General features: G+C 60.6%; 7 protein-coding genes and 1 tRNA gene. 2 read left to right on the forward strand and 6 right to left on the reverse strand.

Translation table 11 applies throughout. The annotated features are described in order from the left end of the window. Nucleotides 1-11 precede the first annotated feature (11 nt). From BM403_RS12375 to BM403_RS12400, 6 genes are all read right to left on the reverse strand, one after another. Entirely contained in the window at nt 12-3,851 is a 3,840-nt protein-coding gene (locus tag BM403_RS12375) for a cellulose biosynthesis protein BcsC (RefSeq protein WP_093542957.1), read from the reverse strand. Continuing rightward, nucleotides 3,833-5,029, reverse strand: coding sequence for a cellulose synthase complex periplasmic endoglucanase BcsZ (gene bcsZ / locus BM403_RS12380; protein ID WP_093542959.1), 1,197 nt, complete (start codon nt 5,027-5,029; stop codon nt 3,833-3,835). Before bcsZ ends, BM403_RS12375 begins: the two co-directional genes overlap by 19 nt. Further along, nucleotides 5,026-7,293: a cellulose biosynthesis cyclic di-GMP-binding regulatory protein BcsB gene (bcsB, locus tag BM403_RS12385; RefSeq protein ID WP_093542961.1), complete on the reverse strand. Its 2,268-nt coding sequence runs from the start codon at nt 7,291-7,293 to the stop codon at nt 5,026-5,028. Before bcsB ends, bcsZ begins: the two co-directional genes overlap by 4 nt. Beyond that, nucleotides 7,290-9,509 (reverse strand): UDP-forming cellulose synthase catalytic subunit, encoded by a 2,220-nt coding sequence (gene bcsA / locus BM403_RS12390; protein WP_093542963.1) that lies wholly within the window; start codon nt 9,507-9,509, stop codon nt 7,290-7,292. Before bcsA ends, bcsB begins: the two co-directional genes overlap by 4 nt. Next, nucleotides 9,506-10,540: a cellulose biosynthesis protein BcsQ gene (gene bcsQ, locus BM403_RS12395; protein WP_093542965.1), complete on the reverse strand. Its 1,035-nt coding sequence runs from the start codon at nt 10,538-10,540 to the stop codon at nt 9,506-9,508. The genes bcsA and bcsQ overlap by 4 nt, the downstream gene beginning before the upstream one ends. Before the next feature lie 736 nt (nt 10,541-11,276). Further along, the gene (locus tag BM403_RS12400; protein WP_012721720.1) at nt 11,277-11,684 is read right to left on the reverse strand and encodes a hypothetical protein; all 408 of its coding nucleotides are present in this window, start codon (nt 11,682-11,684) and stop codon (nt 11,277-11,279) included. 181 nt (nt 11,685-11,865) lie between these two features. On the opposite strand from BM403_RS12400, the gene BM403_RS12405 reads away from it, so the two are divergent. Together BM403_RS12405 and BM403_RS12410 are read left to right on the forward strand one after the other, a co-directional pair. Then, nucleotides 11,866-11,941: transfer RNA gene (locus BM403_RS12405), tRNA-Thr, on the forward strand. A 115-nt stretch (nt 11,942-12,056) separates the two neighbouring features. Next, entirely contained in the window at nt 12,057-12,650 is a 594-nt protein-coding gene (locus BM403_RS12410; RefSeq protein WP_093542967.1) for a DUF4145 domain-containing protein, read from the forward strand. The last annotated feature ends 279 nt before the right edge of the window (nt 12,651-12,929 follow it).

Here is a 12,929-nt window from a genome sequence, read left to right on the forward strand (position 1 = left end):
ACTCCGATTAATCAGTTGGAATAAGGGGAACGGTACGGACTGACCGGCAAGGGCATAGGCCCGCTCAGGTCTTCGAACAAGTAGCGCAGATAAGCATTACCGGCGTACTGGCGGTAGTCCTGGGCGTTGTCGAGACCGATTTCGCCGCCCAGGTAGAAGCGCGAGCTCAAGCGGTATTCGGCGGCGGCGTTGAAGCTGTAGCCGACGCCAGTCTTGCTGGTGCTGTCGTACTTTGGATTATTTTTGGTGGCTTGAAGCGTGCTGTCGCCAGGGAAATAATCCGCGCCATCTTGCGCGATATGCTGCAGGCCCACCGAACTTTTTACCTGGTAACTGAAGCGATCAAAGCTTTGCGCCCAACGAATCGGTACGCCGAGGGAGAAAAAGCGCTGCGGGCTGAAGTAACCGCCGTTGCCGTAGGTGTAGAAGTCCTGGTTTTCCTTGAAGGTCATCGCCGAACCACTGATACCCAGCGTCAACGTGTCGCGCGGGTTGTTACGCAGGTACCAGTAGATACCGCTGCCCAACTCCAGGCGGGTGTTGTCTTCAACATTGTTGCCCAGCAACTCATGCAACGACGCGTAGCCGTAGACGCCCAGTTTCTGGTTGTCATAGCTCAGCTCGCCACGGCCGCCGTTGGCGGTGACGCCCCCCCACTTGTTGCCCGCGCCGTCTTCGGAGCCGGCAAAGGAAGTGACGCTGTCGGTGACCGGGCGCCGCGAGATGTTGGCGCCGTAGCGGAAGTTCGAATTGGCCTCGAACGGACGCGACACGCTCACGCCGCCCACGAGGGTGTTGTAGAGGAAGCCCAGAGGGCTCACGCCGACGTCAGCCTTGAGGCCTTGATCCGGGTTTTCAAACGCCACGGCCAAACCGACACCGCTATCGCTCTGAGAGCCCGCCGGCTCTGTGCCGCCTTTACCAAAGCGCGACAACGACTCAGCCTTGACGCTACCAGCACTCAAATGCACCGGCGTCACCCGCAGCGCCACATTGTTATCCCCCACCGGCATCCGCGCTTCAAACGGCGCTTCCACATCGGTGATTTTGCTCAAGCCTTTCTCACCGTTGTTGCTGCGTACGCTCAAGCCCTGCACCACATAACCGGTACGGTCACGCAGGATAGTGTCCAGCGCACGACGCGCCGGGCTCAGCTCGGGGCTGTCGATCGACGCAATGCTCGATGGCGGCACAAACGGGTCGCTCAAGTCGTTGGACGTGGCACTCGCAAACGCGTTGGACGTCACGGACTTGGTCGGTGCATCAATCGGTGGCGGTACCGCGCCGGCAACGGTCAGGTCGGTGACCTGGCGACGCTGGCCCGGCAAACCCACAAACGGGTTATACGACGTACCTGGAGCGCTGGCCTGGGCGACCTGGGTCTTGGCCTTCATGGCGTTTTCAATCGCCAGGGCCTTGCGCAGCAGTTCCGCGGCTTCGCTGTTCTTGCCCAGGCCCTGATAGATGCGCGCGGCCGAGGTGAGGATCTCCGGGTTACCCGGCTCCAGGGCCAACGCCTTGTCACTGGCGCTTTGCGCCAAGCCACGGTCATTACCTTTCAGGGCGATGTCCGCCAGGCCCAGTTGCAGGCGCGCATTATTGGGGTTCTGCTGGATCAACGGCGCGTACAGCTCCATGGCCTTCTTGCCATTACCGCTGGCGGCGTACATCCGCGCCAGGGCGCCGACGCCCAAAGCGTCGTTCGGGCGCTGGGCCAAGGCCGGGGACAGCATGTCGTAAGCCGCCACCAGGTCGTTCTTCTCACGCAGGGCGTCGGCCTGCTTGACCCGATACAGGTAGATCAAATCGTCGTAGCGCTGGCGGCCGGTCTCGGTCAAAGGCTGGCCTTGCACTTCGCGCAGGATCTCACCCGCCTCACTGTATTTGTTGGCCTTGAGCAGCACGTTGGCGTACAGCAGCTTCTGGTCGACCGTCGGGTTAGGGTTGTTCTCCACCACCTTCTGCATCATGTCCAGACCGTACTGCGCAGCCCCCACTTCCACATAGGCGGCGGCCAACACGGCCACACGCTCGGGTTTATTGCGGGTCAGCGGTTCGGAACGTCCGAGCAACGCCAAGGCTTCCGGGCGCTGGCCACGGCGAGCGGTTTCGATAGCGATGTCGGTCTGTTGGTGCAGCGCGATGTCAGTTGCCAGTTCGTTCATGTCCGCCGTGCGCTGTGCCGTGGGGATACGCCCCAAGGTGGCCTCGGCTTGCTTCCACTCGCTCAATTGCGCCGACAACAAGGTGCTGGTGTACAGCGCATCGGGTTGGTTGGGCTGGGACTTGAGCAAGCCGTCGATCAAGGCTCGCGCGTTGCGGATCTGCCCGTCGCGCAGGTACATGCGCGCCAAGGCGAAGCGGGTCCAGGGGTTTTCCGGGTCGGCATCGAGGGCCTGGCGATAGGCGGCTTGCGCGGCCTTCAGATCCCCCCGCTGCTCGGCCAGCTTGCCCACCTGGGTCGCGCGCAACGCGTTGATTTTCACACTCGGTGCGAACTTGGCGCGCTGGGCCGGCGACACCGAGTCGATCAGCTTCAAGGCTTCATCCGGCTGGCCCGACTGGGACAGCACGTTGATCAAGCCGCTCAAGGCATCCGGGTCGCCAGGGTGGCGAGCCAGCACTTTGCGGTAGCCCGCTTCGGCGTCGTCGAACTGGTTGTCCTGGGCCTGGAAGCCCGCCAGCGCAATAGCCGCGCCAGGCTGGCCTGGGTTCAGGCGTTCGGCCTGGGCCACCAGGTCGCGGGCCTGGGCGCTACGACCGGCACGCTGGGCGTCACGGCTTTGGCTGATCAGATTCCAGTAGCGCACATCATTCAAGGCCGACTGCCAAGCAGCGCCACCCGGCAAGCGCGTGGCTTGGACCAGGTAGTTTTCCGCCTCGCTGTAGCGCTCTTGCTGTTGACGCAACACGCCCATGCCGCCGAGGGCATCAACGTCATTGGACTTTTGCGCAAGGCGCGCCGCCAGCAGAGGCTCGGCGGTTTTCAGGTCGCCGTCATCCAACGCCTTGAAAGCCTTGGTCATCTGCGGATCACGCTGCCAGGTGCCACCGCCTTTACCTTGGGCGATGCCTTTGTTCATCAGCGCGCGGATCTCGCTGTCATCCGGGTGCACGGTGAGGAACTGCTGGAACAGCGAAACCTGGTCCGGTTTCGGCGGGCCGAGCCAGACCAGCGCGAAGCGCCAGGTTTCGTCAGCGTTGCCGCCCACGTCGTTGTTCGATGCCAGTTTAGCCAGGGCCCGTATACCGTCAGGCCGGGTGGCCGGGTTACGCGCCAGGTGCTTGGCCAGGAACAGCGCAACGATCGGGTCGTTCGGGCGTTCACGGGTCAGGCGCTGCAGGCCGGCGATGGCCTCGCTGCTGCCTTTGGCGGTAAAGCCCAGGGTGTTGTAGTACTCGCGGGCGATCAGGCCTTGAGGCTGACGGCCCTGGAAAATCTGGCGATACAACGCCACAGCCTGTTCACGCTCGGCCTCCGGCTCGCCCAGTTCACGCGCCTGTTCCAGCAACTTGGCGTTGTCCGGAACCGCAACGGTGATGTCCTGTTCCAGTTGCAAGGCCTGGCGCGGCACCGGGCTCAACGCTTGCAAACGGGCCAGGTACTTTTGCGCTTCGGCCGGGTGGTTCTGTTGCACCTGGATCAGGCCGATCCCGTACAGCGCATCCGGTTGATCCGGGCTCAGGCGCAGCAACTTCTGCCAGGTTTCCAGGGCGCGTTCGGGGTTCTTTTTCGACTGCCAGTAATAGCCCTGCTCAATCAGCAGGGACTGCGGGTCGCTGGTTTCAGCGACGCTGGCGGTGGAGGCCAGGGCGGCGAGAATCGCAATGGCTAGCGTGTGACGGCGCATGCGGCCTCCCAGGAAAGTTTGACCGTACCGTCTTGTTCAAAACGGTACTTCTGATCGGCAAAGCCCTGGCTGAACAGGCTGAGCATGTAGTCGTAGTAGATCGGCTGCGCGGTGTCCGGCGCCGAAGGGGCCAGGGCTTTGGCGAGCGCGTCGTCGACCTTGGCCTTCTGCAACTGCGCCAGTGCGGTTTCGCCGCGAGCCTGGAAGAAGGCAACGGTGGAGGCCGAGAAGCCCATCGGCGTATAGCCGTTGTTTTTCTCGACTTCGCCGGTCAGTACATGGATTTTTTCCGGTGGGTAGCCGGTGGCCGATGCTGCGGTGGCCCGCGTCATGCCGCCCAGGGATTTCAACATGGGCGCCGCCAGCGGATCGCCCTTGGCGGTCATGCCGGCCCACATGTAAGTGCGGATCGCGTCATAGCTGCCCAAGTCATCGGAAAACGGGTCGACCACGAACAGCCCGGTGTTGGCGCTGGTGGCGCGGTAACCGACCCAGTTGGCCGCGAGGCCGTGAGGGTTGCTGGCCGTATCGGCAAGCATCTTGGCGTTGCTGTCGGCCACCTCATTCCAGCCGGCATTCGGGCGTTCTTTGTGGAAGCGACGCAGTTGCGCCAGCACCTGATAGCTCGGGTTGAAGCGCCACAGGCCACCGGCGTGCACGTAGCCCACCGGGCCTGGCAACAGCATCTTGCCGAGGCCAGGCACACGCACGATCAGGTTGCGTTCAACGTTTGCCAGCAACAATTGCGCGTCGGCACGGTACTGCGGTGCATTCCACACGCGTGCCGCTTCGAGCAAGGCGTAGGCCATCCACAAGTCGGCGTCGCTGGCGGAGTTCGGGTCGATCACACCCCACGTGTTATCGGCTTTTTTGCCCCACAACCAGCCGGGCAGGTTCTGGCCGATGTCGGCGCCCGACATGTTGGCCTTGGTCCAGGTCCACAGCTTGTCGAAGCTCGCACGGTCGTTGCCGACCAGGGCAAAGAACATCGCATAGGATTGGCCTTCCGAGCTGCTCTCGGTGGGTTTCATGGACGAGTTCAGCACGCGCCCATCATCCTGCACGAAGCGCTTGGCGTAGTTCTGCCACAACGGCCAGTCGCAGGTTTGCGCTTGCGCGCTACCGACGAACATCACCGCGCCCAGCGCCGCCAGGGCCATGCTCTTAAGCGGGCTCATGCCAACCGCCGTTTTGCACGGGCACGCAGCGACAAGTAGATCAGGCTGGTGACCACGGCCAGGCCGAGGAAGGTGATCAACAGCATCCAACCCAGGTTCTGCGACAGTTGCCACTGCATGAATTTGAAGTAGTTGAGCTTGCCGACGTAGTACTGCTCATCGCCTACCAGCGAGCTGATTTGCGTGCCTTGCACCACCGCCAGGCTGCCTTGGATCGAGTCTTTATAGTCGTCACCGCCGATCAGCGCGTTGGTCGCTTCCAGCAGGCCCTGAGGCTGGTTGCTGGCGATCAGCACCACGCTGCGACCGCTCTTGAGCGGCGATTGGAAACCCGCCAGCCACGTGCTGTTGCTCAGGCCCTTGAAGGTAATGCCGGTGTTGGCCGGGTGTTGGTTGGCCGCCGGGTCCGGGCTGATCCAGCTGCGCACATAACGTGGCAGGTCAGACAGCAGGAACTGGTGTTGCTCGCCATCGCTGGTCGCCGGCAGGTATTGCTGCCACTGCTTGAGCAGCGGTTGGTTGGCAGCGGTAGCGAGCACCAACAGGTCTTTGTCGGCAACGCTTTGCACGTCTTTGGCCTGCACTACTTTTACCGCAGTGGCCGGGTAGCCGGTGGCTTCGCCAAAACGGCCAAGCACCGTCAGGTAGGCGGTCAGCTCGTCGGTACCGTAATTGTCGGGCATGACCACGGCCGACTCCGACAGGTCAGCCAAACGGGTGAACGGGAAACCCGAGTCGTTGAACACGCCCAGGTTCGGCATGGCGATGTAGTGCTGGTAGCCCGTGACGTCGAGGGTCGAGTCCGGGTCGACCGAACCGCGCATGTTGTCGACGATGATGTCGCGGCATTCGCCTTCTTTGATGTAGTCGTACATGAAGCGCACTTGCAGCTTGGACTTGGGCGATGCCGAGCTGATCGGCAACAGGGTCGTCACTTCACGCGGCAGGCTTTCGTCTTTCTTCAACTGGTCGAGCAGGGTTTGGTCACCGCCCAGGTTGCTCACCGACGGCAATGCCACGGACTTCATGAACTGATCATTCAGGCCGATCAGCAGCGACGAGTTGGTCGACACCTGCTGCGGCGTGTAGCGGTATTTGAGCTTGAGCGGCACACCCTCTTCACGCCAGTTGAACAGGTCTGGCGGCAGGCGCATATCGACGCTGATCGCACCTGGGTTGTAGCCCGACACGCTGAGTTTTTGCTGTTCGATCAACTCGCCCAGGCGGACCGGGCGGTTGCTTGGCAGCCAGTTCGGGGCATCGTATGGACGGCGCGGTGCGAGGGTATCCAGCTTGGTGATCACCACGCTGTTACCGGCCAATACCGGGTTGCCCAGCACCACCGCGTTGGCGGCGCGCTTGAGCTCTGCACCGTCACGGCCGGTGACGATCAGCAGCTTGCCGTTGGCGTCGTTCGGGTTGGCGATGAGGGTGAGGGTCGGGCCGGCCGGCTTGGCAACGGCAACACCGTGTATGTCCATCGCGTCGGCAGTTTGCACCAGCACGATGGCGTTGCCTTTGGCCGGCAACTCACCGAGGGTGGTCGGGAACGTCGCGCCGCGGTAGCTGGCGAGGCCGCCGATCCACGACGACAGAGCGCCGGCGGCTTCCAGCGCGGCGCTGTCGGGAGCGGTGGCGAACACGAACGGCAGGCTCACCTGGCGTGCGTCACGCTTGTCGAAGAACGGCAGCGGCAGCACGGCCAAGTCGTCTTTGAGCACGATCGGCTCGACCTGCACTTTCAGCTCACTGCTGTTGCTGATCTTGGCCCACAGGCTGCTGTGCAGTGGGTCTTCGCAAGACATGGTGTAGTGGCCGATGAACTGCAGGCTCAGGCGGTTGAACTCGGTGATCAAGTGCGCCGGGATCTGCACCAACTGCTCTTGCGGCGTGCCCGCGCCTTCTTTAGGCAGCGGCAGGCTGGCGGCGACTTCGCCGTTGACCAGCACGTTGATCTGCGACAGATCGGCCAGCAGCGCCGGCGAGTAGCTGTACTTGAGCAACAGTTGCGCGCCCTTCACCACTTCATCGGCACGGATATCAAAGTTGACGCTGTCGGACGACTCCACACCTTGCAGGTTCATGGTGTCGCGACGCCCCAATTGCTTGAGGGTCAGGCTGTAGCCGGTGTCGGTACTTTGTACCGGCACGGTGGCAACCGCTTGCTCGGCAGCTTGCGCGAGGGTGTTGAAGCCCATCAGCGAGGCGATCATCAGCGCCAGTGCACGGCGCGGATGAGGGCGAGCGAATATGTTCGAGGTCATGGCTTGTCCATCAGCGTATCTAGCGGTTTTGTGGGGGTGCGGCTCAAGGCCAGACGCAGTTCGTGTAGGGTGGCGCGGCCGAGGGTGAACAAGCCGCCGATGCCGATGGAGCCGACTTCGCGCAGGGCCGCCAGCGGCGTATCCGGCTGACCGGCGCCCCAACTCGCGGCCCAGGTATCGGCGCGTGAGAAGGTCAGGCGAACCAGTTCGCTTTGCTGGCGCAGGCTGAGGGCTTCGAACTGGGCGCCGATCTGCGCGCCCTTGCTGAACACCACGCGGGCGTCAAACAGGCTGTCCTGGCCGTTGCGCGACAGTACCAATTGCACGCGTTCACCCTGGGTGATCGAGTGACCATCGGAAAGCATCAAACCGAAGCCGTTTTGCGAGAAGTCCTGGGTGGTGCCATCAAGCACGCGGCCGTCGGCGCAAATGATGCTCACTGGCAGCTTGGCGCTGACACGCGGCTCGGAACGCACTTGGCGTGCTTCCGAGGCCACGGCCACGGCGGCACTGGTGATGATCAGGTTATATAGGGTCCAGGTCAGGTTGATCGCCACCGTCACGGCAGTGGACGCATCGCCCCAGATCAACTGGTGGATACCGAAGCCGAGGCCGATCAGGTTGACCGCCAACAACACCAGGTAGGGCCGGGCGAGTTTCCAGTCGAAGAACTGCTTGTCGATGATGCCGCCCTTGTCGGTGACGTTGAAGCCACCCGCCTTGGGATTGACCAGCGCGACCAGCACCGGCGGCAGGATGTACCAGGCCAGTACGGTCTCGTACACCTCGTTCCAGAACGAGTGACGGAAGCGCCCCTGGATCCGCGAGTTGGTCAGGCTGGAGTGCACCAAGTGCGGCAACACATAGGCGACGATCATCAGCGCCGATGCGTGGAAGATTTCGGCGCCGAAAATCAGGTAGGCCAACGGCGCGGTCAGGAACACCAGGCGCGGCAAACCATAGAAGAAGTGCAGCATGGCGTTGGCATAACAGATGCGCTGGCCCCACTTCAGGCCTTTGCCCAGCAGCGGGTTGTCGGTGCGGAAAATCTGCGCCATGCCCCGTGCCCAGCGAATGCGCTGGTTGATGTGGCGCGACAGGCTTTCAGTGGCCAGGCCCGCGGCTTGCGGGATGGCCAGGTAAGCGGTGTTGTAGCCCAGGCGGTTGAGCTTGAGCGCGGTGTGGGCGTCTTCGGTCACGGTCTCAACGGCTACGCCGCCGATTTCCAGCAGCGGCTCACGGCGAATCACGGCACAGGAGCCACAGAAGAAGGTGGCGTTCCACAGGTCGTTGCCGTCCTGCACCAGGCCGTAGAACAGCTCACCTTCGTTGGGCACGGCGCGGAACGTGTCGAGGTTCTTTTCAAACGGGTCCGGCGAGAAGAAGAAGTGCGGCGTTTGCAGCATCGCCAGCTTCGGATCTTTCAGGAACCAGCCCAGGCTCACTTGCAGGAAGGAACGCGTCGGCACGTGGTCTGCGTCGAACAGGGCGATGTATTCGCCGTCGGTGACCTTCAACGCTTCGTTGAGGTTACCGGCCTTGGCGTGGAAGTTATTGTCGCGCCGGATGTAGTTCACGCCGACCTTGCGGCAGAATTCGCGGAAGTCGTCGCGGCGACCGTCGTCGAGCACGTGGACGCGCAGCTTGTTCTTGGGCCAGTCCATCGCCTGGGCGGCGAAAATGGTCAGCTTTACGATGCTCAGCGCCTCGTTATACGTCGGGATGAACACGTCGACCGTCGGCCACTCTTCCGGCTCGGTCTTGAGCCACACCGGCGTGCGGCGCAGCGGCCACGCGGTTTGCACGTAGCCGAAGATCAGCACGATCAGGGCGTAGAACTCGGCCGCGACCAGGCCGTAGCCGAAGAACATGTCGACCCAGGTTTCAAAGCCGAGGGTGGAGGTGAGGCGCCAGAACATGTAGCGCAACGACGCCACCAGCGACAACACCACCAAGGCGAGGATCGCCAGGCGCCCCGGGATCTTGCGCAGTACCAGCACCGCCAGGAAGCACACGGCGGCAAACAGGCATTGGCTGTAAAGGTCGAGCGGCGCGCTGATAATGCCCAGCAGCAGCATGGCGCCGAGCACGCAACTGGCAACAACCAGTACCGTACGCAGCGCCGAAGGCCACCGATTGAAGCGCGCGATGGCGCCATTTAGGCGCTGTTCAGCGCGCCCTTCGACGAAGGGCGTGGAGGACGTAGTGTCGGTCATGGGAGGTCCGAGTCGATTCGTTCGAGCAATGCGCGGCACAGGGCATGGATGTCCTGGCTGCCGATACTGTTGACGGTGGGGTCAAGGGGATCACGCCCGTAGGCCTGGGCTTCGCTGAACGCGGGGTCGCGGTGGACCGTCCCCAACAGGGCAGCACCCAGGCGGGCCTTGAACACCTCGGCCATGTCCAGGCTGAAGCGGTGGGCACCGTCCAGTTGGTTGATCACATAGAAGCGTTGTGGCGGTTTTTTGCGATTGAGAGAGGGCTTGAGCACGCTGTCCATCTGATCGAGCGTGCTGAACGACGCCACGTCCGGCTGCACCACTACCAGCACTGTGTCGGCGACCGACATGGCTTGGCTGAAGTACACGGTATTGCCGGCCGGGACGTCGATGATCACGGTGTCCTGGCCGTTCAATTTGAGGCCGGCCAAGCGTTTGCTCAGCCATTCGTCATCCTGGCCCAGCCAGCGATTCAGGCTCTGTTGCTGCTCGTGGTCGGTAGCACCGAATGCCACCAGGCGGCACCCGGCAAAACCGCGCTCGGGCAGCGCTTCCCAGCTTTCATTGAGCAAGCTGGTCGCGCCCACGCCGGGCATGTCGAGGCCCAGGCACAAGTGGTGGCGCAGGGCGTTTTGCGGGTCCAGGTCCAGGGCCAGTGCCGGGCGCCCCTGACGCTGCAAACCACTGGCAATCGCGGCAGTCAGGGTGCTGCGGCCAACGCCGCCTTTTACCGAGACAACCACCACGACTTTGGGGCTGGAATGCTCCGAGTACACCTCACCGTTTGGCCCCTCCACCACTTCGGGCGGCTGCAGGTGGTCGGCTTCGCCTTGGCTCAGCTCTTCCAACAGACGCAGCAAAGGCGCTGACGGCGCTTCAATCACAGGCAGGGCTCGAACGACCGCCGGGGTTTCCAGGACCTCTACATCGTCCTCGATGAACTCGTGGACGAAGTCGATCTCGCGGTAGCCGCTCGGGTTGGCACCCAGCTTGTTGAATAGTTTTGAAATGTCATCTGCTCGACTCACTCACTGCCCCTCCCCACCTGGTTTGCGCTTTAAAGGCGATAAAAAGGTCAGCAATAGGCTGACCTTGTATTTTTTTAGTTATGTGGTGTCGGGCTCATTCTGTGATATCACAATGATGGTGTCAGTATTTTGATGCTTTTCGCTCAATCTTATCCGACGAACGGCGTGGCGCCATTTTTATGACAGATTATTTAGAGAGAATGCATTCGCTGTAAGAACATGAACTTGCACTGATTTATCGTATTATTTGTTGGCTGAGTGGTCAGAAACGGCACTAATCTGACATACCCATAAACAAATATTCGATTGCCCTACACTGTCTCAAAAATTTGCCTACACACAACCGCGATTAAACGGACGGTTTATATCGCGCGACAGAATACGGAAACCTCGCCTGTATTCAAGGGCGAAACTGCCGAGCGGTCGATCCGCAACCGCCCTCAAAGCCACGGCCCGTATATCGCTGTGCAGGCAGCCAAGACGACGAAGCAAAACCCACGCCGAATGACACAGGGCCGACACCTCCAGAGCGCTAAACCTGCTGAGCCTGGAAGATACGCCCCATTAACTAGACCAAATTGATCGCAGTCAGGCTGTAGGCTTTTGCTGCTGATGCTCACGCCCGGCAAAAAAAGGTATTGGACTACGAGAAAGGTGCGGGCACGTGCGCGCAAGGGAGTTGAAACTTGTGACGGCCGGGCACCCGAGTGCCCGGTTTTGAAGCAAACCTGCCTTGTCAGCGGACACGGCGCTCGGTGAACTGGTAGTCGTCCTGGCAATCGCTGGTGGGGTCCGATGCCACACTCACATAATGAACGGTGTCTGCGTCCAGCAGCTTATAGGTGTACACATCCGGCGAACGCACGCCATCTGTGCGCAGCTCATTCTTACCATTGGCCGCCGCCCACGAACCTTGCTCGGTCTGGATCACCTGCGTCTGCTGCGCATCGCGGTAGAAGGTAATAACGAAACGACCGTCAGGCTTGAGGGTATTGGTCCACGACAGGAACTGGCATTTACCGGTCTCGGTGCGCAAGCCTTTCCAAGTGCCAACCAGCGCGGGGTCGTTGGCCGACTGATGGGTGGAGCACGCACCGAGAGCGGCGGTGAGGAGGACGAGGGACAGGGAGAGAGTCCGTTTCATATGGGGCTTCCTTTGGTTTGGACAAGATTGCCGAGATAGACCCTTCGGCATTAAGAGAAGAATCCTACCCTTGCTGGTCGAAAAAAGGGGCGAGTGTGAGAAAAGCTTGGGTTTTGCAAAAATAGTCAGAATTCAGGGGTTTACAGAACCTTTCCAATCGCTATAATCGTCGCCCTAACACGCCGGTATAGCTCAGTTGGTAGAGCAACTGACTTGTAATCAGTAGGTCCCGGGTTCGACTCCTGGTGCCGGCACCATTTAAAATCAAAGGCTTGCAGCGATGCAGGCCTTTTTTTTGTCTACGTTACGTAACATACGACGTAACAAGCGAGGTCAGAACGTCAGTTCTGGACTTTAACCCGAGGGATTGCTATGAGGCAGGACCCCAACATTCACTTAGATCGCTGCCCTCACTGCAGTGTCGCGAAACCCAACCTAAGCCAAGTTTGCGGCGCGGAAACTCGAGACAGCGCTCAGCGTAATCCTCGTCGGTGGATAGGCTATTCGTGCCGCACCTGCGGTGGGGTTCTACTTACAGTAGCCCGGAAAACCGATGGCGGCTGGGAAGACATCCACAAGATCTGGCCATCCTCTCAGGTGGTGGATGATTCAGTTCCTGATCGCGCGAAGCAATTCCTCAACCAAGCTATCAACAGCATCCATGCTCCATCTGGTGCGGTCATGCTCGCAGCATCCTCTGTCGACGCGATGCTTAAAGAAATTGGATTGTCACAAGGAAACCTCTACAGCCGGATCAAGTTAGCTGCAGAAGGGCACTTAATAACCAACGAGATGGCGGAATGGGCTCACGAGGTTAGGTTAGATGCAAACGACCAACGGCATGCTGATGAGGATGCGGGCCTACCGGACGAAACTGATGCGCAACGATCCATTGAGTTTGTAATGGCGCTTGCTCAGTTCTTGTTCGTATTACCAAGTCGAGTTCGGAGTGGACGAGGCAAGTGATACGAGGGGAAGCCTATATCGCTGTGAGATAGACGATTCCCACAAGCCGCCTTTGTATACACGCATACGATGACAAGCGAGATATACGTCCCCGAAAAAATTAAGGTTGACCCCTTAAAAGCCTGTCAGATTTGTCAGATTTATATTCCTCTACTCTGTAACCCTTATATTTCAAGCCTTTCAGCGTTTTGCATCACTGTCAGAAAGCTGTCGGAGACCTGTCAGAACCTGACAAAACAGTGTTGTCAGATTTTATGTTTTTAAGCGCTTGATTTTTAA

The sequence above is a fragment of the Pseudomonas sp. OV546 genome, from assembly GCF_900116845.1.
Taxonomy (GTDB): Bacteria; Pseudomonadota; Gammaproteobacteria; order Pseudomonadales; family Pseudomonadaceae; genus Aquipseudomonas; species Aquipseudomonas petroselini.